Here is a 23,064-nt window from a genome sequence, read left to right as displayed (position 1 = left end):
TCAGCAGTTCCCGTCGATACCGCAGGCGGCGCCGTATGCGGCATCCTCGGCCTGCTGCGCCTGGGCGTCGAGGATCGCCTTGCGCAAGTGGGCGGTGCTCGCGACGCCTTCGATCCGGGTGTCACCGATGAGGAAGGTGGGAACCACCTGCACCTGGTGGGCCGCCGCCTCGCGCAGGGCCTCCTGGTGCTTGGCGCGATGGGTGCCGTTCTCCAGCGCGGCCCGGAACCCGGCTTCGTCCAGGCCGATCTCGCCGGCCAGGGCGGTGAGGACGTCGATCTGTCCCAGGTCCTGGTTCTCCTGGAAGAAGGCGCGGAACATCCGTCCGTTGTAGGCGGTCCCCAGGCCGTGCTCGGCCGCGTACTGGTAGCCCTCGAAGGCGAGGGCGGTGTAGGGCTGGGGGGACACGTCGGGGAGCTTGATGTCGACCCCCAGGCGGCGGGCCATGGGGTAAACGGCCCTTTCCCAGATGCGGGGCAGGTAGTCGTCCTCGGGCCGCAGGGTGGGCTGGGGATGGGGCCGCAGCTCGAATGGCATCCACTCGATCTCCACGTCGGCGCCGACATCGCCGATCGCCTCTTCGAGAGGGCCTTCGGCCAGCATGCAGAAGGGGCAGACGTAGTCGGACCAGATTTTGATCTTCACGGGGGCAGCCATGCGCCGACCTCCAGATTAGTGATTGTGCAAGCAACAACATCCCCCTGACGGTGCGTCCAGGGGACGAAGGGGGGCGGCAAAAGGTTGCAGGATCATGCACTTTGATGTCAAGTCCTCCTGCGCCCCGCTCTCTTCGAGCCAACCGGCCTCGGCCGTGGCCTCGCGCAGATCGCAACGGTCGTGGAACGCGCGACCCGTTCGCCGTCCTGGTCCGGCTCGACGGCCGGGACATGGCCACCGCCACTGCGGCGCTGTCTGCCGGGATGCGGCCCCTGCCCGAGCAGGTGCGCAAGACCCTGCCCTGGGACCGGGGCGGGGAACTGGCGGGCTCCAGGGCAGCCGATGGGCTGGAAGCCCTGTTGCGCTGATCGGTTGATTGCACCCCGGCTGCGGGTGCCCGCGCCACTACGCCACCGCGTGGCTCAGCCGCAGCAGGTCCTTGGCACGTTCCGGGTCCCGCTCCGAACGCAGCTGCCGTCCGGAACTCCGCAGACGCCAAACCCAAAGCCGTCTCCCCGCCGGGTGAAACCCCGGCGGGGAGACGGCCGTCTGCCTACTGGACGTGCATGTGCGTGGCGAGTCAGTCGCGCAGTACCGGGATGACGTGCTGCCCGTACGCGTCGATGGTGGCCTCCTTGGCGTCGTGCATGTCGTAGACGGCGAACTGGTCGACGCCCAGGGCGCGCAGGGCCCGCAGCTTCTCGATGTGCGCCTCGGCCGGGCCGAGGAGGCAGAAGCGGTCGACGATCTCGTCGGGGACGAAGGCGGTGTCGGGGTTGTCGGCGCGCCCGTGGTGGCTGTAGTCGTAGCCCTCGCGGGCCTTGATGTAGTCGGTGAGGGCGTCGGGCACCATGCCCGAGTGCTCGCCGTACCGGCCGACCAGGTCGGCGACGTGGTTGCCGACCATGCCGCCGAACCAGCGGCACTGCTCGCGGGCGTGGGCCAGGTCCTCGCTCACGTACGCGGGCGCCGCCACGCAGATGGTGATGGCGTCCGGGTCGCGGCCGGCCTCCTCGGCGGCGGTGCGGACCGCGTGCACCATCCACTCGGTGAGGAAGGGGTCGGCCAGCTGGAGGATGAACCCGTCCGCCTTCTGTCCGGCGAGGGCCAGGGCCTTCGGCCCGTACGCGGCCATCCAGACGGGGAGCCGGCCCTCCTTCACCCACGGGATCCGCACCGGCTGGCCGTCGACCTCGGCCTCCCGGCCCTCGGCGAGGTCCCGGATGACGCCGATCGCCTCGCCGAGCCGGGCCAGGGTGTTGGGCTTGCGCCCGGCGACCCGCATCGCCGAGTCGCCGCGGCCGATCCCGCACACCGTGCGGTTGCCGTACATGTCGTTGAGGGTGGCGAAGGTGGAGGCGGTGACCTCCCAGGTGCGGGTGCCGGGGTTGGTGACCATCGGGCCGACGGTCAGCTTCGTCGTGTTGGCCAGGATCTGGCTGTAGATGACGAAGGGCTCCTGCCACAGCACGGCCGAGTCGAAGGTCCAGCCGTAGCGGAAGCCGTTGCGTTCGGCCCGGCGCATGAGGCTGACGACCTGGGAGGCGGGCGGGTCGGTCTGCAGGACGAGGCCGAAGTCCATGGGCGGCTCCTTGCGTGCGGGGGTACGGCTTACAGGTACTGGCTGGTGGAGCGGGGCACGAAGGCCCCGTGGCCGGCGCGCCCGGTGAACTCGCGCCGGTCGATGACGAGTTCGCCGCGGGAGAGCACGGTGTCGACGCGGCCGGTGACCCGCTTGCCCTCGTACGCCGAGTAGTCCACGTTCATGTGGTGCGTCTGCGCGGAGATGACCTGCTCGGCGTGCGGGTCGTAGAGGACGATGTCGGCGTCCGAGCCGGGGGCGATGGTGCCCTTCTGCGGGTAGAGGCCGAACATCCGGGCCGGGGTCGCGCAGGCGATCTCGATCCAGCGGCGGCGGGTGATGTGCCCGTCCAGGACCGCTTGGTGGAGGAGGTCCATGCGGTTCTCCACGCCGGGGAGGCCGTTCGGGATCTTCGAGAAGTCGCCGCGGCCCAGCTCCTTCTGCCCCTTGAAGCAGAAGGGGCAGTGGTCGGTGGAGACCACCTGGAGGTCGTCGGTGCGCAGGCCCCGCCACAGGGCGGCCTGGTGCTCGCGCGGCCGCAGCGGGGTCGAGCAGACGTACTTGGCGCCCTCGAAGTCCGGCTCCGCGAGGTTGTCGGTGGACAGGAAGAGGTATTGCGGGCAGGTCTCCCCGAACACCGGCAGGCCCTGGTCGCGGGCGGCCGCCAGCTCGGCCACCGCCTCCTCCGCCGAGACGTGGACGACGTACAGCGGGGAGCCCGCGACCTGGGCCAGCCGGATCGCCCGGTGCGTGGCCTCGGCCTCCAGGAGGGCCTTGCGGACCTCGCCGTGGTGGCGGGGGTCGGTCTCCCCGCGGGCGAGGGCCTGCTCGACGAGCACGTCGATCGCGGTTCCGTTCTCGGCGTGCATCATGATCAGCCCGCCGTTGCCGGAGGCCCGCTGCATGGCGCGCAGGATCTGCCCGTCGTCGCTGTAGAAGACCCCCGGGTAGGCCATGAAGAGCTTGAAGGAGGTGATGCCCTCGTCGACGAGGAGGTCCATCTCCTTCAGGGTGTGCTCGTTGACGTCCGAGAGGATCATGTGGAAGCCGTAGTCGACGGCGCACTTGCCGTCGGCCTTGTCGTACCAGGCGTCGAGCCCCTCGCGCAGGGCGCGGCCGCGGCTCTGCACGGCGAAGTCGACGATGGTGGTGGTGCCGCCCCAGGCGGCGGCCCGGGTCCCGGTCTCGAAGGTGTCCGAGGCGAAGGTGCCGCCGAAGGGCAGCTCCATGTGGGTGTGGGCGTCGACCCCGCCGGGGATGACGTACTTCCCGGTCGCGTCGAGGACGCGGCCGGCGCTCGCGGTCCAGCCCTCGGCGGTGTCGGAGCCGTGCGCCGCGAGGGCGGTGACCCGGCCGTCCTCGACGAGCACGTCGGCGTGGAGTTCGTCGGCGGCCGTGACGACGAGGCCGCCGCGGATCAGGGTGCGGATGGACATGTGGGGCGCCTCCCGGTTACACGATGCTGCGCAGGGCCCGTTCGATGATCTCGGCGCCCTCTTCCGCCTCGGCGACGGTGAGGGACAGCGGCGGCGCGATGCGCAGCACGCTCGTGTTGTGCCCGCCGCCCTTGCCGAGCAGCAGTCCGCCTTCGCGGGCGGCCTCCAGGACGGCGGCGGCCGCGTCCGGGTCGGCCCGGTCGGTGCCGGGCCGGGTCAGCTCCACCCCGGCCATCAGGCCCCGGCCGCGGACCTCCCGTACGGCGGGCACGGTGGCGGCGATGGCGCGCAGCCGTTCCAGGAGCAGGCCGCCGACGCGGCGGGCGTTGCCCTGGAGGTCGTGCTCCAGCAGGTAGCCGAGGTTGGCGAGGCCGGCGGCCATGGTGACCGGGGAGCCGCCGAAGGTGGAGATGGAGTTGGCGTCGAGGCAGTTCATGATGTCGGCGCGGGCGACGACGCCGCCGATGGACATGCCGTTGCCGATGCCCTTGGCGAAGGTGAGCATGTCGGGCGGGCCGCTGCGGGCGTGTGCCTGCCAGCCCCAGAAGTGCTCGCCGGTGCGGCCCCAGCCGGTCTGCACCTCGTCGCTGATCCAGAGGATGCCGTGCCGGTCCAGCACCTCGCGGAAGTCCGCGTACAGGCCGTCGGGCGGGGAGGTGAACCCGCCGACGCCCTGGATCGGCTCGGCGATCAGGGCGGCGACGGAGCCGCGGGCCTGGCCGAGGACGTCCTCCAGGTCGGCGACGGCGGCCGCGGTGAACGCCTCGTCGGACAGCTCGGCGAAGGGGCCGCGGGTGCGGACCGCGCCGTGGACGTAGTACGTCTGCAGCGGTGAGAGGCTCGTCGGGGACCAGCCGCGGTTGCCGGTGACGGAGACGGTGGAGAAGGACCGGCCGTGGTAGCTGTTGCGCATCGCCAGGACCTGGTTGGAGCGGCGGTACGCGGTCGCCAGCAGCAGGGCGGTGTCGTTGGCCTCGGTGCCGGAGGTGGTGAAGAAGACCCGCGCGTCGGGGATGCCGGACACGGCGGCGATCCGCTCGGCCAGCTCGACCATCGGGCGGTTGAGGTACAGCGTGGACGAGTGGACGATCCGCGCGGCCTGATCGGAGACGGCCTTGGTGACCTCTGGCAGGGCGTGCGCGGTCATCGTGGTGAGGATGCCGCCGAAGAAGTCGAGGTAGCGGTTGCCGTCGGCGTCCCAGACGTGGCGGCCCTCGCCGTGGGTGAGTTCGATGGGGCGGTCGTAGTAGAGCGCGAGCCAGTCGGGCAGGACGGAGCGGTGGCGGCTGAGCAGGGGGATCGGGTTGGTCACGGCTGTACGAGCCCTCCGTAGGCGTCGGGGCGGCGGTCGCGGTAGAACGCCCATTGGGTGCGGACCTCTTCGATGAGGCCGAAGTCGAGGTCGCGGACGAGGAGTTCCTCCTCCTTGTCGCCGGCCGTCTCGCCGACGAACTGCCCGCGCGGGTCGACGAAGTAGCTGGTGCCGTAGAAGTCGTTGTCGCCGTACTCCTCCCGGCCGACCCGGTTGATGGCGGCGACGAAGTACTCGTTGGCGACGGCCGCGGCGGGCTGCTCCAGCTGCCACAGGTGGGCGGACAGGCCGCGGTGGGTGGCGGACGGGTTGTAGACCAGCTGGGCGCCGGCCAGGCCCAGGGCCCGCCAGCCCTCGGGGAAGTGGCGGTCGTAGCAGATGTAGACGCCGACCTTGCCGACGGCGGTGTCGAAGACGGGCCAGCCGAGGTTGCCGGGGCGGAAGTAGTACTTCTCCCAGAAGCCCTTGACCTGCGGGATGTGGTGCTTGCGGTACTTGCCGAGGTAGCTGCCGTCGGCGTCGATGACGGCGGCGGTGTTGTAGTGGAAGCCGGAGTCCTCGATCTCGAAGACCGGCACGACGATCACCATGCCGGTCTCGCGGGCGAGGTCCTGCATCCGGCGGACGGTCGGCCCGTCGGGGACCGGCTCCGCCCAGCGGTAGTGCTCGGGCTCCTGGACCTGGCAGAAGTAGGGGGCGTTGAACACCTCCTGGAAGCCGATGATCCGCGCGCCCTCGGCGGCCGCTCTGCGGGCGTGCTCCTCGTGTTTGGCGATCATCGACTCGGTGTCTCCGGTCCAGGTGGCCTGGACGAGTGCGGCGCGGACGACTTGGGCCATGAGCTGCTCCTCGCGACGGGAACGCCGACTTCTACGCACGTAGATGGTGTGCGTAGGGACTAGAACGTAGGCCTCGTCACACCGCGGGGCAAGACCGCCTTGCCCGGATGGCGCAGTCGGTCGGATTGGATCGAAAGCCGATCGCTTTCGATCGCTCCCGGGGGTTCGGGGTTCAGAAAGCGAGGAGTTTCCCGACCCGCAGCGCGTGTACGAGGTCGCGGTGACGCCCGGCGGAAACGGCCTCCGCGGCCCTGAGCAGGCGCGGGACGAACCACTGCGGGTCCCGGCGGGCGAGGCGGGCCGCCTCCTCGGGAGTGCGGACCCGGACGAAGGCCCCGAGCAGCGCATCGCCCTCGCCGGGGCGGCCCGCCTCCGCCAGCGCCAGGGCCGCCTCGGCGATCTCTGCGGCGGGGCGGGACACGCCCTGGCGCAGCAGCGCCTCGCAGTCGGCGTGCCGGCCCGCCGCGCCGAGGGCCGCGGCCGCTGCGGCGAGCCGCTCGGGCGGGAGCGAGGCCGCCTCCCACAGCAGCGTGGCCCAGTCGGCGGCCAGCCCGGCCCGGGCCAGCTCGGCGGCGAGGTCCGGCAGCAGCCCGGGCGGCCAGGCCGCGGCCTCGCACAGCAGCGCGTGCGCCTCGCCGCTGCGCCCCCGGGCCCGCAGCGTGATCAGCTCGGCCACCGTGCCGCGGACCCCCGGCACCCCCCGATCCCCCGGCACCTCCGGCATCCCCCGCACCCCGGGCACCTCCGGCGTCCCCCGCACCCCGGGCACCTCCGGCGCTTCCGGCCCGAAGCCCTGGTCCTCCGGCGCCGACTCCGGCCACCCACCCGCCGGACCGGCCACCGCACGGGCGTCCCGCGGCTGCGGCTCCAGGTGCCCGAAGCGGGCGCCGCGCGGCGGGGCTGCGGCAGGGCCGGCCGGGTGCCCGGGCGGCGGGGTGAAGGGGGTCGGCTGGGGGGCCGCCGAGCCGGCGTACCGCGCCCCTCCCGCCTTGCGGGCGGCGCCGCCCCGAAGCCACCGCCCCTCGGCCCGCCGCACCCTGCGCGGCGCCTCACCCCCGGAGGCCTCCCCCGAGTCCCCGATCGGCCCCTCGCGCGACTCCCGCCCCGGTTGCCCGCCCTGCGCATCGCCGGCCGGGGCGGTCGAGGGCGGCTCGGCAGCCGCGCGGGGTGTCCCGGGCCGACCTGCGTTTCCTCCGGCTTCGCCGGGCCCCTGACCGCAGTACGCCGGGGTCGGGGCAGCAGGCTCGGAAGGTGCCCCGGCACGGCCCGTGGCTTCAGCGGCCGGCGCTTCGGTGCGTTGGCGGGGCACTCCGGGGAGCGGGTCGGGGGTGGCGGTCAGGGCCGTCAGGCGGGTCGTGAGGTCCTCGTGCCGGGATGCGGCCCGGGCCGCGTCGTCCCGGAGCCAGGCGAGCTCCCCGGCGACCGCGTCGGCCTCCGCCCGGTCCGCCGTGGCGGCGAGCCGCGCCGTCAGGCTCCGCGCCGCCGCCTCCGCGGCCTCCCGCTGCCCGGCGGCGGCCGCGATCAGGTCCCGTAACTCCCCGGCCCCGCCCGGGAGCCGGTCCCACACGGCGGCGGCCTCCGCCCGGAGCCGGGCCGCGTACTGCGTCTCCCGCGCCGCGAACTCGGCGCCTCTCGCCCGGGCGAGATCGTCGAGCAGTGACTCCACCACGTCCCACGGCGGCATCGCTGCCCCGTCCAGGCAGGCCCTCAGCCCCTCGGGGTCCCGGCGCAGGAACTCCCCGTACCACCCGGCCCCCGGGTCCAGTCTCTGCGTCAACCCGCGTAAGTAGCCCGAGAGTTGCGTGATCACCAGCGTAGCCGCGGTCTCCATGCCCGCATTGGAACCCACCGTTGTTACGGGCGGGCTACGGGAATCTCAAACCTTGACGGCGATCCCCGTGTGCGGGCGGCGCCCGAACCGGACGAGCGCGCCGGGCACGTCCACCGACCAGAACTGCCACGTGTACTTCCGCGACATCAGCCGCCGCACCCGCTTCAGCCCGGCCTCGTCCAGCAGCCGCGCCTGCCCCTCGATCGCCGGTGCGCCGGGCGCGACCCGTCCGCGGACGTCGCACGGGGAGAGGGTGACCCGCCCGTTGTTCCGGATCCGCTTGACCTTCCACGAGTCGGACCGCGTCCAGACGTACAGCTCGCCGCCGTCGGCCACGGCCCACACGGGCGTCGCGACGGGCGTGCCGTCCTTCCGGAAGGTGGTGAGGCTGACGTACTTCGCCCGCCCGAGCTCTTCAAGGGTCATCCCCCGAGGCTACGCCACCCCTCCCTAACGGGGGAGTTCCAGCCAGACCGAGAAGGTGTGCACCGCGGAGCGGGCGCCGGGGTGCATCGTGGCGAGGGGGTGGCCGAGGCAGCCGCGGGTGCCGAAGAGCGTGACCCTGGCGGGACTGTCGTTGTGCAGGTGTACGGCCGGGGCGTCGCGGAGGTCCGGCAGGTCGATGCACACCCCGCTCTCCGGGGCCCGGAGGGTGTCCGCGGCCGGATGCCCGTCGGCATCGGCGTACGCGTAGGACAGCCGGCCGGGCACGGGATCTGCGTCGGCCGGGCCGACGGCGGACAGGAGCAGGAAGGCAGCGGCGGCGGCGATGCCGGCCGGGGTGGTGCGGTTGCGCATGCCGTGCAGCCTAGGAGGGCGCTGACCTGCCGAAACGCTTCATCCCGGGTTGGGGGCGGCCATTCACCCGAATGCGCCGCCCCGATCGGGTCATCTCGCCATGGCCCTCCCGGCGGGGGCGGCGGACGGTGCGGCCGGGTGGCGGCGCGCGCCGTCCGCCCGGCCGTCGGGGACGGTGCAGACGGCGAGCAGGAGGCCGCCCGCCAGGAGGGCGCCGAGGAGTCCGAGTCCGAGCCGTTCGGCTGCGTTGCTGGCTGACACCCCTTCACGTTGCCCCGAGCCCGGCCGCGGGCCCCGCCGATTGCGCCGTTCGGCCCGCGGGGCCGCCCGAACGACGGCCCGCGGGCACCGGAACGGGTCAGGCGGGGAGGAGCGCGCAGTGGCGGACGACGTCGTCCAGGGAGAGGCCGAGCGCCTCGGCCAGGGCGGCCACGGTGAAGAAGGCCGGGGTGGGCGCCCGGCCCGTCTCGATCTTGCGGAGGGTCTCGGGGGAGAGCCCGGCGGATGCCGCGACCTCGACCATGCTGCGCCCGCCGCGGGCCTCGCGCAGCAGTGTGCCGAGGCGCTCGCCGCGCTCGCGCTCTTCGGGGGTCAGGGGGGTTCGGACCATGGGCCCATCGTACCGGCCGGCCCAACAATCATCCCGGTATTGCTTTACCGGTATAGATTTACCGGTATAGTTATTGGCATGGTGGAGATCAAGACGGAACAGTCGATCGACGAGATGCGCGCCGCGGGCCGGGTCGTCGCCCAGGCCCTGGCGGCCGTACGGGACGCGGCGCGCGTGGGGGTGTCCCTGCTGGAGCTGGACCGGGTGGCGCGCGACGTCCTCGCCGGGGCGGGCGCGGCTTCGCCCTTCCTCGGCTACCGGCCGCATTTCGCGCCGGTCCCCTTCCCGGGGGTGATCTGCGCGTCCGTCAACGACGCGATCGTGCACGGCATCCCGGGCGACCACCGGCTGCGCGACGGCGACCTGGTCAGCATCGACTGCGGGGCCCGGCTCGGCGGCTGGGTGGGGGACGCGGCGGTCAGCTTCACCGTCGGCCGTCCCCGCCCCGCCGACCTGCGGCTGATCGAGACGGCCGAGGCGGCCCTGGCGGCCGGTATGGCCGCCGCTGTGCCCGGCAACCGCATCGGCGACATCGCGCACGCGGTCGGCACGGTATGCCGTGCCGCCGGATACGGCATACCGGAGGACTTCGGCGGCCACGGCATCGGCCGCAGCATGCACGAGGACCCGGGCGTGCCCAACGAGGGCCGGCCCGGGCGCGGCATGAAGCTGCGCCCGGGCATGGTCCTGGCGATCGAGCCGATGGTGACGGCCGGCGGCAGGGACGACTACCGCTGCGACGGGGACGGCTGGACCCTGCGGACCGTCGACGGCAGCCGTGCCGCGCACGCGGAGCACACGGTCGCGATCACCGCCGACGGCCCGAGGATCCTCACGGCGCTGTGATCACCGCTGACGGCCCGAGGGTCCTCACCGCACCCTGATCGTGCTGAGCGGCCGTGGCGAAGTCGGCTGCGGTTCGGCAGCGCCCCCGAAAGGGCGCGGGGAACTGCGCGACCGGCCACAACGGGCCCGCAGGCGGCCGCCGGCCCCACACTGCACCTCCCGCGGAGCGCTTACGGCTTGCCGTGCGGGTGGACGGCCATCGCCGAGCCGCCGCCCCGCCGGGTCTTCTCGGCGGCCGCGAGCCAGCGCCCGTCCGGGAGCCGCTGGACGCCGGTGGCGGCGCCGATCTCCTGGTTCAGCCGGAACGCCTGGCCCAGTTTCTCCAGTTGGCCGCGCAGCGGGCTGTTCCACAGGGCGGGTTCCAGCTCGGTGGTGGGCTGGTTGCGCTGGCTGGCGCGCGGTGCGGCGATGGCCTCGACCAGCGGCATGCCCCGGTCCAGGTGCTCGGTGAGGACCTGCAGGACGGTGGTGATGATGGTGGCGCCGCCCGGCGAGCCCACGGCGAGGACCGGCCGGCCGTGGTCCAGCACGATGGTCGGGGACATGGACGAGCGCGGCCGCTTGCCCGGGCCGGGCAGGTTCGGGTCCGGTACCCCGGGCGCGGCCGGGGCGAAGGAGAAGTCGGTCAGCTCGTTGTTGAGGAGGAAGCCGCGGCCGGGAACGGTGATCGCGCTGCCGCCGGTGGACTCGATGGTCAGGGTGTACGAGACGACGTTGCCCCAGCGGTCGGCGACCGTCAGGTGCGTGGTGTTCTCGCCCTCGTAGGTGGTCGGCGCGGGCCGGCCGGGGGCGTCGCAGGGCTTCGGGTGGTACGGGTCGCCGGGGGCCAGCGGGCTGGTCAGGGCGTGTTCCGGGTTGATCAGGCAGCCGCGCGCGTCGGCGAACCGCTGCGAGAGCAGCCCGCGCGTGGGCACCTGCTCGACGGCCGGGTCGCCGACCCACCGGCCCCGGTCGGCGAAGGAGATCCGGGAGGCCTCGATGAAGTGCTGGAAGTACTGCGTCTCGGAGAGGGCGCCGAGGTCGGTGCGCTCCAGCATGTTGAGCGCCTCGCCGACGGTGGTGCCGCCGGAGGAGGACGGCGCCATGCTGTAGACGTCGAGCCCGCGGTACTCGATCCGGGTCGGCTCCTGCCGCTTCGTCCCGTACGCGCGCAGGTCCCCGGTGGTCAGGTCGCCGGGCCGGACGGTGCGCGTGGCGGCCGGGTCGACGGGGGGCTTGCGGACGGTGTTGACGATCTCGTCGGCGAGCGGCCACCGGTACAGCGCTCCGGCGCCGTTGCGTCGGAGCTCGGCGTACGTGGCCGCCAGGTCCGGGTTCTTGAAGGTGGAGCCGACCACGGGCAGGGCGCCGCCCGGCAGGAACAGCTCGCTGGTGGCCGGGAAGTCCTTGAAACGCTCCTGGTTCGCCTCGGTCTGGGCGCGGAAGGTGGCGTCGACCTTGAACCCGTCGCGGGCCAGCTTCTCGGCGGGCTCCAGCAGCTTGGACAGCGGGCGGGTTCCCCACGCCTCCAGGGCGCTCTGCCAGGTGGCGGGCGTGCCGGGGACGCCGACCGAGAGGCCGCTGGTCTGGGCCTCGGCGAACGGGATGGGCACCCCGTTCTCCAGGAAGAGCCCGGCGGTGGCCGACTTCGGCGCGGTCTCGCGGCCGTCGATGGTCTGCACCCGGCGGGTCCGGGCGTCGTAGTGGACGAAGTAGCCGCCCCCGCCGATGCCGGCGGAGTACGGCTCGGTGACGCCGAGCGCGGCGGCCGTGGCGACCGCGGCGTCCGTCGCGTTCCCGCCGGCCCGCAGGACGGCGATGCCGACGGCGGTGGCGTCGGGGTCGACGCTGGCGACGACCCCGCCGTAGCCCACGGCGACGGGCACCTTGGCCGGAGGTCCACCGGCCGTCGAGGGCGGGGCCGCGGCGCCGGTGGAGACGAGCGCCCCGGTGAGGGCGGCGGCGAGCGCTAAGTGGCGTGGAGCGGGACGACGCATGGCGTACCTCCGGTCGACGGCCTGTCAGGCCCCCTGCGACAGGGCTGGGTCGGCACTGTAGCTTCACCGCACCCCCCGCGTCAGGAAGACCGGGTGCGGGCTAGCATCCCGCGCATGAACGACGACCTGCGCAACATCGTGCTCGGGGTGGTGGCCACCGCCGTCAGCGGCGGCTTCGGCTGGTTCTCTCGGACCTTCCTGTGGCGCCGCGCGCTGCGCCGCAAACAGGCGCTCTTCGGCCTGCCCGCCGGCTCGGACTGCCTGTTCGTGGTCAACCGTAAGCCGGACGCCGATGCGTGGTCGGTACACCGTAACGACGCCTTCGCGCTGCTGGAGATATCGGCCCTGATCAAGGACTGTGGCGCGACCCTCCAGCTCGTCTCCCACGACGAGGTCCGCCAGGGCATCGGCGAGCGCACGGAGTTCTGCGTGGGCGGCCCCTCCTCGAACACCCGGACGGTGGCCCACCTGTCCTCGATGCTGCCGGGCGTGCGGATCGGCACGTTCGAGGAACCGGAACCGGACCGCCTGGCGATCCACGTCGGGACAGAGATCTACCGCTACGACAAGGGCCAGGCGGAGCACGTGCTGCTGGCCCGGCTGACGACCGGTCCGGGAACCCGCCCGGTGTTCCTGATATCGGGGCAGACGGCGATCAGCAACCAGGCGGGCGCCCGGTACCTGGCCCGCAACCACCGGGAGCTGGCCCGCAAGTACCGGGGGGACTCGTTCTGCATCGTGCTGAAGGTGACCAACTCCGACGCCTACGGCCCGGACGTGGCCGAGCTGGTGGCGGACGTCACCGGGCCGGCCCGGACACCCGCAGCGGCAGCCGTGTGATCCCGTTGATGAAGTTCGACACCAGGCGGCGCGGCGGGCCGGCGAGTTCCGGAGCGGGCATGGCCGTACGCCACTCCTCGTGGAGGACGCGCAGCTGGAGCCGGGCGAAGTGGGCGCCGAGGCAGACGTGCGGGCCGTCCCCGAAGGAGACGTGCGGATTGGGGTGCCGGCCGAGGTCGAGGCGGCCGGGATCGGCGAAGACGCGCTCGTCGTGGTTGGCGGAGGCGTGGAAGACCACCACCTTGTCCCCGGCCCGGATCGGCTGCCCGGCGAGCTCGGTGTCGACGGCCGCGGTCCGGCGGAAGCTGAGCACGGGCGGGTGGACGCGCAGGAGCTCCTCCACGGCCCGGCCGGCCGGCACCTCCCCGGCGGCCAGCCGCCGGTACTCGCCGGGGGCCTGCGCGAGGGCGAGCAGCCCGCCGGGGGCCGCGCTGCGCACCGTGTCGTTGCCCGCGACCGTGAGCAGGAAGAAGAACATCTCCAGCTCGGCCGGTTCGAGTCCGGCCTCGGCGAGGGAGGTCATCACGTCGTCGCCCGGGTGGCGGCGCTTGTGGGCGGCCAGTTCGCGTGCGTAGCCGAACATCTCGCCCAGCAGCGCCGGTGACCGGGGGTTGCGGGGCGTGCCGTCGGGGCCGCGCAGGGGTTCGGGCGCGTCCTCGGGGTCCTGGTAGCCGATGACCCGTACGGTCCACTCCAGCAGCAGGGCGCGGTCGCCGGGCGGGATGCCGAGCAGGTCGGTCAGGTTCAGCAGCGCGTACTCGTCGGTGACGGCGGCGACCACGTCGGCGGCGCCGTCCTCGGCCCGGTCGCGGGCGGCGGCCAGCAGCGTACGGGCCCGTTCCCGGACCCGGGCGGCGAAGGCGTCGACGCGGGCGGGGGTGAAGGCGCGGGAGACCAGCCGGCGCAGCCGGCCGTGGTCCGTGGGGGTCTCCCCGGGCCCGCGGGGCCCGGGGGAAGGGTCCTGGTTGAGCATGGTGCGGCGCAGGAAGGGCAGGTCGGCCGGGTCGGGGTCGCGGATCTGGGTGGCGCCCAGCCAGGAGGAGTACGTGGCGTGGTCGCGCAGCACGCGGACCACGTCGGCGTGGCGGGTGACCGCCCGGAAGCCGGGTCCGGCCGGCCAGCCCTGGATCTCCGGCTCGTCCTGCCAGGCCACCGGGTGCCGGTCGCGCAGCAGCCGGTAGCTCTCGTACGGGATGCCCGCGGCGTAGATGCGGGGGTCGAAGACGTCGGGGAGGCCGGCTTCGGGCTGCTCGGCGGCGGCATGCATGCGCCCACGGTGGCGGCGTGGGCCGCCCGCCGCAAGAGGCCCGGGCCCGCCCGGATGCCGTGCCCCTGCCCAGGGGTCAGCCGACGACGCCCGTCTCGCAGCGGCCGGCCTGCACGGTGGTGTCGGTGCCGACCAGCACGGCGCGGACGTGCGAGGCGCTGGTGGAGAGCGCGGTGCACACCACCTGGCGGCGGGCGAGGTCCGACAGGCTGCCGACCTTGACCGGGAGCCGCGCCTCGATCACCTCCTGTCCGGTGGCGACGACCCGTATCCCGGCGGCCACCTCTTTGAACTCGTAGCGGGGCAGCGCGGTCCGCAGCCCGGCGGCCTTCTCCTCCTCGGTGGGGCCCATGAGGAGCCGGAGCAGGCCGGCGTACACCCCGTCCGAGGCGTGCTCCTGCGCGGAGGGCAGGAGCCGGCCGTCGGGGTCGACGAAGTACACCAGCGACCGCTGGATGGGCGTGTCCACCTTCACCCTGGCGGGCGCGCCGCTCTCGACGACCCCGGTGGGCTTGATCCCGCAGCCGGCGAGCAGCGCGCAGGCGAGCAGGGCAGCCGGGAGACCCGCGGCGGCCGCCGGGCGCATCCGGGTCGCGCTCCCGGTCGCGCTCCGGGTCGCGCTCCGGGTCGCGCTCCGGGTCACACGGCCGCTCACGCGTCGGCCTCCAGCGGCATGTCGATGGTGAACACGGCTCCCCCGGCGGGCCCGTTCGCGGCGCGCAGGGTCCCGCCGTGCAGGCGGACGTTCTCCAGGGTGATGGCGAGGCCGAGGCCGCTGCCGGCGGAGCGGGTGCGGGCCGCGTCGGCCTTGAAGAACCGGTCGAAGATGTGCGGCAGCACCTCGGGCGCGATGCCGGGCCCGCTGTCGGCGACCTCGATGAGCAGCCGGGGCCCGCCGGGCCGGGGTTCGGTCTGCACGGTGACGCGGACCGGGGCGCTGCCGTGCCGCAGGGCGTTGCCGACGAGGTTGGCGAGGACGACGTCGAAGCGGCGCGGGTCGAGCCGGGCGCGGACCTGCTGCGGCAGGTCGGCGACCACCCGCTCGTCGTCCCAGTGGCGGCGCTCCAGGGTCTTGCGGACGGCCTCGGCGGCGTCGACGTCGTCGAGGTTGAGCTCGGCGGCGCGGGCGTCGAAGCGGGAGATCTCCATCAGGTCCTCGACGAGGACGGCGAGTTTGCCGGTCTCGGCGCTGACCAGGCGGAGGGCGGAGGCGGTGTCGGGGTCGAGGCTCTCGGCGTCCTCGTCGAGGACCTCGGTGACGGCGAGCATCCCGGCGAGCGGGGTGCGCAGTTCGTGGGAGACGTCGGAGGCGAAGCGCCGGGCCCGGGTCTCGGCGTCCCGCAGTTCGCTGACGGACTGTTCGAGGGCGCGGGCGGTCTCGTTGAAGGTGCGGGCGAGCCCCGCGAGTTCGTCGGCGCCGCGGACCTCGATCCGGGTGTCGAGGCGGCCGCTGCCCAGGTTCTGGGCGGCCCGGCGCATGTCCCGTACGGGGCGCAGCACGCTGCGCGCGGCGAGGAGGGCGGGGATGACGGCGATGGCGAGGCCGGGGACGGCGCCCTGTTGGGCGGCTTCGACCATGGCCTCGACGGTCTGGCTCTCGGTGGCCAGGGGCATGGTGGCGAAGACGACGAGGCCGGTGGACCGGCGCACGCCCCGGTGGTCGAAGACGGCGGGCATCCCGACGGCGAGGAACGGGGTGCCGCTGTCGTCGGCCACCCGCTGGAAGGCGCCGTGCGGGTTCTTGGCGACCTGGCGGCGGAGCTGGTCGGTGACCAGGGGGGAGGTGGCTTCGCCGGTGCTGGAGGCGCGCAGGCTGCCGTACTCGGCGAAGACGGTCCAGGAGTGCGGTTTGCCGCGCTTGCCGAGCTCGCCGGCGAGGTTCTGGAGCTGTTCCCGGCCCATCGGCAGGGTGAGGGTGCGGTTCTCGACGAGGTCGCGCAGGCTGCTGACGGCGGTGTCCTGGCTCTGCTTGAGGACGGCGTTGCGGGCCTGCTGGTAGGTGAGGGCGGCCGTGGTGACCGCGCTGATCGCGGCGACCAGCAGGAAGGCCGCGATCAGCCGGGTGCGCAGCCCGAGGGGTGCGGTGCGCGCGATGCGTGCGATGCGTGCCACCGGGTGCCTACAGGGGGCCGAAGCGGTAGCCGAAGCCGCGTACGGTCTGGATGTAGCGGGGGGCCGCGTCGGGGTCCTCGATCTTGTGGCGCAGCCGGCGGACGCAGGCGTCCACGAGCCGGGCGTCGGCGTGATAGCTGTGCTCCCACACGTACTCCAGCAGCTGCTGGCGGGAGAAGACCTGCTCGGGCGAGGCGGACAGGTGCAGCAGCAGTTTGAGCTCGCTGGGGGCGAGGGGGACCCGTTCGCCGTTCTTGGCGACGGTCAGGCCGGCGCGGTCGATGGCGAGCTCCGCGTGGAACTCGGTGCCGGCCGGCCGGGCGGCCGCGGTGTCGCCGAGGCGGCGCAGCACGGCCTTGATGCGGGCCTCGATGACCTCGGTGCGGGCGGGCTTGACGATGTAGTCGTCGGCGCCGGCCTCCAGGCCGACGACGATGTCGAAGTCGTCGCCGCGGGCGGTCAGCATGATGATCGGGATCTGGCTGGTCTCGCGGATCCGGCGGCAGACCTGTACCCCGTTGATGCCGGGGAGCATGAGGTCGAGCAGCACCAGTTCCGGGCGGAAGGCGGCCATCAGGTCGAGGCCGGCCTCGCCGGTGTCGGCGGCGCTCACCTCGTGGCCCCGGCGGCGCAGGCCCAGGCCCACCCCCTCCCGTACGGCGGGGTCGTCCTCGATCAGCAGTACGCGTGGCATCCGGTCGTGTCCAAGGGTGGTGGTGGGCGGTGCTCCCCGCTAGCGGCCGGTGCGGCGCCGCAGGGAGGCGAGCAGATCGGTGATCCCGGTCAGGCGCAGCGGCCCGGCGAGGAGGACGACGACGAGGGCGATCACCGCGGTTCCCGCGCCGGCCGCGGCGAGGTCTCCGAGGCCGGCCCGGTCGGCGGTGCGGGCGGCCGCGTAGCCGGCGGCGGCGGCCGGCAGGGAGGCGGCGAGCAGCCGCAGGTGGGTGCCGAGCGCGGTGGCGGTGTCGGTGCCGCCTCCGGGGCCGCTGCGGCGGGGGCCGAGACGCCGGGCGAGGACGTACGCGGTGACGGCGAGGCCGGCGAAGAGGGCGACGGTGTAGGCGGCGGCCATGCCGGTGACGGCCCAGCGCGGGGGCAGCAGCAGGTAGGCGGCGGCGGAGAGCCCGGCGTTCAGCCCGGCGATGACCAGGTTGAGGAAGAACGGGGTCCGGGTGTCGGAGAGGGCGTAGAAGCCGCGGGAGAGGACGTACTGGCCGGAGAAGGCGATCAGGCCGGGGGCGAACGCGGCGAGCATGCCCGCCATGGCCTCGATGTCGGCGGCACTGGTGCGGCCGTACCCGAAGACGCTGCCCATCACCCAGGGGGCGAGGGCGGCGAAGAGCGCGGCGGCCGGGACGACGAGGGCGGCGCTGGAGCGCAGCGCGTACGAGACGTCGCGGCGGACGGCGGCGAGGTCGCCGTCGGTGGCGGCGGCGCTCATCCGGGGCATGAGGGCGGTCACGAGGGAGACGGTGATGATGCCCTGGGGGACGATCCACAGCTGGTAGGCGTTGCTGTAGGCGGTGTAGCCGGCGCCGCCCGCGAGGCCGGCCTCCACGGCCTGCCCGCCGGCGGTGGTGGACAGGCGGGTCACGACCCAGTAGCCGATCTGGTTGGTGAACACGAGCATGACCAGCCAGCCCGCGTTGCGCAGCGGCCGGGTCAGGCCCTGGCCGCGCCAGTCGAAGCGGGGGCGCCAGCGGAAGCCGGCGGCGCGCAGGGAGGGGATGAGGGCGAGGGCCTGGACGACGATGCCGGCGGTGGTGCCGAGGCCCAGCAGCCGGGTCTCGCCGGCGGTCAGGCCCTGCGCGCCGTGGTGCGAGAGGTACAGGAAGAGGCCGAAGACGCCGATGATGACGAGGTTGTTGAGGACCGGGGTCCACATCATCGCGCCGAACCGGCCGCGGGCGTTCAGCACTTGCCCGAGCAGGGTGAACAGCCCGTAGAAGAGGATCTGCGGGAGGCAGTAGCGGGCCAGGGCCACGGTGGTGTTCGCCTGGCTGCCGGTGTACGGGGTGTACGCGGCCACGATCAGCGGCGCGGCCAGCACGGCGACGGCGGTGAGCAGGACGAGCGCGGCCGTGCAGGCGGTCAGCAGCCGGTCGGTGTAGGCGGCGCCGCCGTCCTGGTGCTCCTTGGCGGCGCGGACCAGCTCGGGCACGAAGACGGCGTTGAGGGCGCCGCCGATGAGCAGCATGTAGATGATGTTCGGGACGGTGTTGGAGACGGCGTAGGCGTCGCCGAGCAGCCCGGTGCCGAGCGCGGCGACGACGACGGCGGAGCGGACGAATCCGGTGGCGCGGGAGACGATCGAGCCGGCGGCCATGAGCGCGCCGCTGCGCAGCACCGAGCTCTTGGGGGCTGCGGCGGGGGCGGGCGTGGCGCCGGCCCCGCCGGCTGCGGCGGTGGTCGCGGCGGCGTTGGCGTTGGTCGCGGCGGCGTTGGCCGTGTCGGCTGCGTTCACGGCGGGGTCGGCGGCGGGTGCGGCGGACGTCACCGGCGGGCCAGGTAGGCCTGGAAGGCCTTGTAGAGCGCCGTGTTGGCGTATCCGTCCAACGGTATCTCCCACTCTCCGAGCGTTTCGACGACGTGCCCGCCGGTACCGAGCTTCCAGCGCAGCAGTCCGAATGAACGTTCGGCGGGGTCGAGAGTGGAGGGTACCCCGCGCATGTCGTACTCGTCCGCTCCGAGGGCGTGGGCGTCCCGCAGCATGCGCCACTGCAGGGCGTTGCTGGGGCGCACCTCGCGGCGGTGGTCGGCGGAGGCGCCGGTCTGGTACCAGACCCGGCGGCCGGCGGTGATCATGGTGTGGGCGGCGAGGACCTCGCCCTCGTGGACGGCCAGGTAGAGCCGCATCCGGCCCGGGGCCTCGGCGTTGAGCACCGCGTACTGCTGCTCGTAGTACGCGAGGGAGCGGCCGAGCCGGAAGCCGTCGCGCTGCTCGGTGATGCCCAGCAGCCGGTGGAACTCGGGCAGGTCGGCGGCGGTCCCGAGGACCGTCCGCACGCCGGCCTTCTCGGCCTTGCGCACGTTGCGCCGCCACTCCTGGTTGAGCCCGGACCACAGGTCGTCCACGGAGCGGCCGGCGAGCGGGACGCGGAAGACGTGGCGGGGCTGGGCGTCGCCGTCGTCCTCGCCGCCGCAGCGGCGCCAGCCGCGGGTGCGCAGCCGGTCGGCGAGCGCGGTGCCGACCGGGTCGACCCCGGTGGCCAGGACGTCGGACAGCTGTCGGCCGGGGCCGGTGGCGGCCTTGAGGGCGGCGGCGTCCCAGCGGCGGTAGGCGGGGGACGGCCCGATCCGCACGGCGAAGGCTCCGGCCGCGCGCAGGTGCCGCAGGAGCGGGGTGAGCCAGCGGTCGAGGTACGGGTCGGACCAGTCGGCGACGGGGCCCTCGGGGAGGTAGGCGAAGTATTTGCGGGTGCCGGGGAATTGGCGGTACAGCACGAGCGCGGCTCCGGCGATTTCCCCGTCGGGGTGGTGCCATCCGACCGTTTCCGAGCGCCAGTGGTCCTTTACCCCGGCCCAGGACGGGTACTGCAGAAAGCTTGCATTCCGGTTCCGGGAAAGGAAGGTGAGGTATTCGGCCGCCGGCAGGGAGCGGAACTCCAGCTCCCGGTTCCGGTCGGGGCCCCGGCCGGGAGTCCGGCCGTGGCTCCGGTCCGGGTTCCGGTCCGGGTTCGGGTCCTGGTTCCGGTCCGGGTTCCGGTGCTGGTGGTGGGCGGGGGTCGCGAGCAGTGCGCACACGGCGGATCGGCCTTCCTGTTCGTCCGGGGCGGGATGCACAGGAGACTCACAGGCGTCCGTGACGGATCCGCGCGGCGTTTGTGACCGAACGATGACCGTTTCGCTGCAGTGCAGGTCACAAGCAGAAAGTCAGATCTTTTCCGCGGATTGCGCAACCTAGAGTCGCCCTGTCCGCATCTCTGAATCCGGACGACCGTTGCTTTGGAGGGGTTTTCGTTGAGCCGCACACGCCGTTTCGCACACCGCCGCCACGCCATGCTGGCGGGCACCGCACTCATGGCCGCAGCGCTGACCGCCTGCACGGGCGGCTCCGGGGGCGGCGACAAGGCCGACGGCAAGGCGGAGACGAAGGACAAGGCGGCCATGGCGATCACCGTGAACCTCACGGGCGACCAGGCCAAGCCCGGTGAGCCGGTGAAGGTGTCGCTCGCCGCGGGCAAGTTCGCCCAGGTGAAGGTGTCCGACGGCAAGGGCGGCGAGCTGACCGGGAAGATAGCCGACGACGGCCGGAGCTGGACCTCGGAGCGCAACGCGGCGCCGGGCACGGACTACAAGGTCGAGGCGCAGAACACGGACAGCCAGAGCGCGAACGCCCAGTTCAAGACCGCGGCCGCGGACAAGGTGAACAAGGTCACGATCGTCCCCGGCAAGGGCGGCACGGTGGGCGTGGCCCAGCCCGTCTCGCTGGTCTTCGACAACCCGGTGAAGAACAAGGCCGAGGTGGAGAAGCGCCTGAAGGTGACCACGTCGAACAACACCGAGGGGTCCTGGGGCTGGGTCAAGGACCACGCCGGCAACGACCGCGTGGACTGGCGGCCGAAGGATTACTGGAAGTCCGGCACCGACGTGAAGGTCGAGATGAACCTCAACGGTGTGGACTCCGGCCCGGGCGGCGGCTACTTCGTCCGCGACTACGACACCAACTTCAAGATCGGCAAGGACCGCCGGCTCCAGGTCGACCTCGACAGCAAGAAGATGTCGGTGGTCGAGGACGGGCAGACGGTGAAGACGATCCCGGTCTCGGCGGGCACGCCGGGCGGCGAGAAGGCCTCCTGGTCCGGGAAGATGGTGCTGATGTCCAAGGAGGGCACCATCCGGATGGACTCCCGGACCGTCGGGCTGGGCGACTCCTACGACAAGCCGGTCGACTACTCGATGCGCGTCACCTGGTCGGGCATGTACATCCACGCCGCGCCGTGGAACTCCGCCCACTTCGGCCGCAGCAACGCCAGTTCCGGCTGTGTGGGGATGAGCAACTCCGACGCCAAGTGGCTGTTCGACTCGTCCCAGGTCGGCGACGTGGTCGAGGTGACGGGAAGCGGCTCCAAGGGCAAGGCGGACCTCGGCAACGGGTACGGCGAGTGGAACCTGTCCTGGGACGAGTGGAAGGCCAAGAGCGCGCTGAACGGCGCTCCGCAGAACGGCTGACCGGGGACGACGCTCCGCCACGGCCGCCCGGGCCGCCCGAGGCCGACCGGGCTGCCACGGCCGCCGCGACCGCACCGGGAATTCGATCAATCGTTACCCTCGCGTAACTTACTGATGGGTTACCTGAGGTAAGCAACTCCCGTTACCGTCGGGTCACTTCGACATATAGACGGATACGAGGAGCCCACGATGGTCCGCACCCCCACCGCGGCGGCCGTGGCGGCCGCCCTGACCGTGGCCGCCCTGGGCCTGACCCCCCAGGAGGCCCGGGCGGCGGCCCCGGCCCCCTCCCCCACCGGCCCTTCCGCCGCGGCGCCCGCGGCCTCGCCCGGGCTCACCTTCCACGACATCCCGGGTTCGGGCGGCATCACCCTCAAGGGCAATGTGTTCACCCCGTCCGGCGCCGAGGCCGGCCGGACGTACCCGCTGATCGTGCTGCCCGGCAGCTGGGGCATGCCGCAGATCGAATACATCGCCCAGGCGAAGAAGCTCGCCGACTCCGGCTACGTCGTGGTCGCTTACGCCTCCCGCGGCTTCTGGCTCTCCGGCGGGCAGATCGAGGTGGCCGGCCCGCCCGACATCGCCGACGTCTCCGCCGTCATCGACTGGGCGCTGGCCCGCACCCCCGCCGACGCCGGCCGCATCGGCGTGGGCGGGGTCTCGTACGGGGCGGGCATCAGCCTGCTCGCCTCCGCCCACGATCCGCGGATCAAGACCGTGGTGGCGCTCAGCGGCTGGGCCGACCTCATCGAGTCCATCTACTCCGGCCGCACCCAGCACCTCCAGGCCGCCGGCCTGCTCGGCGCCGTCGGCCACGCCACGGGCCGACCGGGCCCCGAACTCGACCGGATCCTCGCCGACTTCATGACCTCCCGCCTGGACCGGGAGCAGGAGATGATCGAGTGGGGCCGGGTGCGCTCGGCCTCGGAGCAGGTCGACCGGATCAACGCCAACGGCACCGCGGTCATGCTGGGCAACGCCTGGGGCGACACCATCTTCCCGCCCAACCAGTACGCCTCCTTCTTCGAGAAGCTGACGGGCCCCAAGCGGCTGGAGTTCCGCCCCGGCGACCACGCCACCGCCGAGGTCACGGGCCTGTTCGGCCTGCCCAACGACACCTGGACCAACGCCCGCCGCTGGTTCGACCGCCACCTCAAGGGCGAGCGCAACGGGGTGGACACCGAGGCCCCCGTGCAGATCAAGACCCGCAGCGCCGGCGGCTACGAGGGCTACGCCGACTGGAAGTCGGTCGGCGCGGCCGCCACCGAGAAGCTCGCCCTGAACGACACCGAGCACCTGTTCACCGGCGTCAACACCGGGGCCGACGGCGGCGTCGTCCTCCTCTCCAGCGCCCTGGACCAGTTCGCCAAGATCCCGCCGATGGCCTCCGTCCCGCTGCTGCCGCGCACGTTCTCCGCCGTCTGGCAGTCGGAGCGGTACGGCAGCGACAAGCGCGTCCGCGGCACGGCGCGCCTGCACACCACCGTCACGCCCACCAAGTCCGACGGCACCTTCGTCGCGTACCTCTACGACGTGGGCCCGCTCGGCGTCGGCAAGCTGGTCACCCACGCCCCGTACACCTTCCACGGCAAGACCCCGGGCCGCGCCTTCGGTGTGGACCTGGACCTGTTCGCGACGGCGTACGACGTGCCGGCCGGCCACCGGCTGGCCCTGGTCATCGACACCGTCGACCCCCTCTACGCGGAGTACAACCCCTTCGGCGCCCAGCTCACCTTCACCTCCCCCGCCACCGACCCGTCGTACGTGGCGGTCCCCCTGCGCTGAC

22 protein-coding genes are annotated in these 23,064 nt (G+C 73.3%); 5 read left to right on the top strand and 17 right to left on the bottom strand.

All coding sequences use genetic code 11. The features are described 5' to 3' along the window. Complete coding sequence (locus tag ACIQUT_RS01965) at positions 1-657, bottom strand: DsbA family protein (protein ID WP_403558186.1); 657 nt, start codon at positions 655-657, stop codon at positions 1-3. Positions 658-887: 230 nt separating this feature from the next. Here ACIQUT_RS01965 and ACIQUT_RS01960 point away from each other — a divergent pair, with 230 nt between their 5' ends. Then, the gene (locus ACIQUT_RS01960) at positions 888-1,025 is read left to right on the top strand and encodes a hypothetical protein (RefSeq protein ID WP_403558184.1); all 138 of its coding nucleotides are present in this window, start codon (positions 888-890) and stop codon (positions 1,023-1,025) included. Positions 1,026-1,237: 212 nt separating this feature from the next. Here ACIQUT_RS01960 and ACIQUT_RS01955 read toward each other — a convergent pair whose 3' ends face one another. The 9 genes from ACIQUT_RS01955 to ACIQUT_RS01915 all read right to left on the bottom strand — a co-directional run bounded on the left by ACIQUT_RS01955 (position 1,238) and on the right by ACIQUT_RS01915 (position 9,065). Next, positions 1,238-2,239, bottom strand: coding sequence for a TIGR03842 family LLM class F420-dependent oxidoreductase (locus tag ACIQUT_RS01955; RefSeq protein WP_403558182.1), 1,002 nt, complete (start codon positions 2,237-2,239; stop codon positions 1,238-1,240). Positions 2,240-2,268: 29 nt separating this feature from the next. Then, on the bottom strand, positions 2,269-3,675 hold the full coding sequence (gene hydA / locus ACIQUT_RS01950; RefSeq protein ID WP_403558180.1) for a dihydropyrimidinase: 1,407 nt from the start codon (positions 3,673-3,675) through the stop codon (positions 2,269-2,271). Positions 3,676-3,691: 16 nt separating this feature from the next. Then, positions 3,692-4,987, bottom strand: a complete 1,296-nt coding sequence (locus ACIQUT_RS01945) for an aspartate aminotransferase family protein (protein WP_403558178.1) — start codon at positions 4,985-4,987, stop codon at positions 3,692-3,694. After that, positions 4,984-5,826, bottom strand: a complete 843-nt coding sequence (locus ACIQUT_RS01940; protein ID WP_403558176.1) for a nitrilase-related carbon-nitrogen hydrolase — start codon at positions 5,824-5,826, stop codon at positions 4,984-4,986. The genes ACIQUT_RS01945 and ACIQUT_RS01940 overlap by 4 nt, the downstream gene beginning before the upstream one ends. Positions 5,827-5,998: 172 nt before the next feature. Continuing rightward, a complete protein-coding gene (locus tag ACIQUT_RS01935; protein ID WP_403558174.1) occupies positions 5,999-7,657 on the bottom strand; it encodes a hypothetical protein in 1,659 nt (552 codons plus the stop codon). A gap of 45 nt (positions 7,658-7,702) precedes the next feature. Continuing rightward, positions 7,703-8,083, bottom strand: a complete 381-nt coding sequence (locus ACIQUT_RS01930) for a PPOX class F420-dependent oxidoreductase (protein WP_403558172.1) — start codon at positions 8,081-8,083, stop codon at positions 7,703-7,705. Between the two features lie 24 nt (positions 8,084-8,107). Continuing rightward, positions 8,108-8,455 (bottom strand): hypothetical protein, encoded by a 348-nt coding sequence (locus tag ACIQUT_RS01925; protein WP_403558170.1) that lies wholly within the window; start codon positions 8,453-8,455, stop codon positions 8,108-8,110. A 90-nt stretch (positions 8,456-8,545) separates the two neighbouring features. Then, positions 8,546-8,716 carry a hypothetical protein gene (locus ACIQUT_RS01920; protein ID WP_403558168.1) on the bottom strand — a complete coding sequence of 57 codons (171 nt, stop codon included), beginning with the start codon at positions 8,714-8,716 and terminating at the stop codon, positions 8,546-8,548. A 97-nt stretch (positions 8,717-8,813) separates the two neighbouring features. Beyond that, positions 8,814-9,065, bottom strand: a complete 252-nt coding sequence (locus tag ACIQUT_RS01915) for a helix-turn-helix domain-containing protein (protein ID WP_403558166.1) — start codon at positions 9,063-9,065, stop codon at positions 8,814-8,816. Between the two features lie 78 nt (positions 9,066-9,143). Between ACIQUT_RS01915 and map the strand changes: the two genes are divergently transcribed. Further along, positions 9,144-9,911 carry a type I methionyl aminopeptidase gene (gene map, locus ACIQUT_RS01910; RefSeq protein ID WP_403558164.1) on the top strand — a complete coding sequence of 256 codons (768 nt, stop codon included), beginning with the start codon at positions 9,144-9,146 and terminating at the stop codon, positions 9,909-9,911. Positions 9,912-10,081: 170 nt separating this feature from the next. Here the strand turns inward: map and ggt are convergent, their stop codons facing one another. Then, positions 10,082-11,887: a gamma-glutamyltransferase gene (ggt, locus tag ACIQUT_RS01905; RefSeq protein WP_403558162.1), complete on the bottom strand. Its 1,806-nt coding sequence runs from the start codon at positions 11,885-11,887 to the stop codon at positions 10,082-10,084. Between the two features lie 114 nt (positions 11,888-12,001). On the opposite strand from ggt, the gene ACIQUT_RS01900 reads away from it, so the two are divergent. Continuing rightward, positions 12,002-12,727, top strand: coding sequence for a hypothetical protein (locus tag ACIQUT_RS01900; RefSeq protein ID WP_403558160.1), 726 nt, complete (start codon positions 12,002-12,004; stop codon positions 12,725-12,727). On the opposite strand, the gene ACIQUT_RS01895 is transcribed toward ACIQUT_RS01900, so the two are convergent. The 6 genes from ACIQUT_RS01895 to ACIQUT_RS01870 form a co-directional block, all read right to left on the bottom strand. Further along, positions 12,687-13,994, bottom strand: coding sequence for a cytochrome P450 (locus ACIQUT_RS01895; RefSeq protein ID WP_403558158.1), 1,308 nt, complete (start codon positions 13,992-13,994; stop codon positions 12,687-12,689). The two genes, ACIQUT_RS01900 and ACIQUT_RS01895, sit on opposite strands and share 41 nt — an antisense overlap. A 76-nt stretch (positions 13,995-14,070) precedes the next feature. Next, positions 14,071-14,649, bottom strand: coding sequence for a hypothetical protein (locus ACIQUT_RS01890; protein ID WP_403558156.1), 579 nt, complete (start codon positions 14,647-14,649; stop codon positions 14,071-14,073). After that, entirely contained in the window at positions 14,646-16,106 is a 1,461-nt protein-coding gene (locus ACIQUT_RS01885; RefSeq protein WP_403558154.1) for an ATP-binding protein, read from the bottom strand. Before ACIQUT_RS01885 ends, ACIQUT_RS01890 begins: the two co-directional genes overlap by 4 nt. Positions 16,107-16,113: 7 nt before the next feature. After that, on the bottom strand, positions 16,114-16,800 hold the full coding sequence (locus tag ACIQUT_RS01880) for a response regulator (RefSeq protein WP_403558152.1): 687 nt from the start codon (positions 16,798-16,800) through the stop codon (positions 16,114-16,116). 39 nt (positions 16,801-16,839) lie between these two features. Beyond that, positions 16,840-18,570, bottom strand: coding sequence for a murein biosynthesis integral membrane protein MurJ (gene murJ, locus ACIQUT_RS01875; RefSeq protein ID WP_403559283.1), 1,731 nt, complete (start codon positions 18,568-18,570; stop codon positions 16,840-16,842). Positions 18,571-18,599: 29 nt separating this feature from the next. After that, positions 18,600-19,715, bottom strand: coding sequence for a lipid II:glycine glycyltransferase FemX (locus tag ACIQUT_RS01870; RefSeq protein ID WP_403559280.1), 1,116 nt, complete (start codon positions 19,713-19,715; stop codon positions 18,600-18,602). Positions 19,716-20,066: 351 nt separating this feature from the next. On the opposite strand from ACIQUT_RS01870, the gene ACIQUT_RS01865 reads away from it, so the two are divergent. Both ACIQUT_RS01865 and ACIQUT_RS01860 read left to right on the top strand, forming a co-directional pair. Beyond that, positions 20,067-21,278: an Ig-like domain-containing protein gene (locus tag ACIQUT_RS01865; protein ID WP_403558151.1), complete on the top strand. Its 1,212-nt coding sequence runs from the start codon at positions 20,067-20,069 to the stop codon at positions 21,276-21,278. A gap of 189 nt (positions 21,279-21,467) precedes the next feature. Continuing rightward, a complete protein-coding gene (locus tag ACIQUT_RS01860) occupies positions 21,468-23,063 on the top strand; it encodes a CocE/NonD family hydrolase (RefSeq protein WP_403558149.1) in 1,596 nt (531 codons plus the stop codon). Position 23,064 lies beyond the last annotated feature (1 nt).

The organism is Streptomyces sp. NPDC090445, assembly GCF_044769385.1.
Taxonomy (GTDB): Bacteria; Actinomycetota; Actinomycetes; order Streptomycetales; family Streptomycetaceae; genus Streptomyces.
The sequence above is the reverse complement of the archived record's forward strand: the minus strand, read 5'-3'. Positions and strand labels throughout refer to the sequence as shown.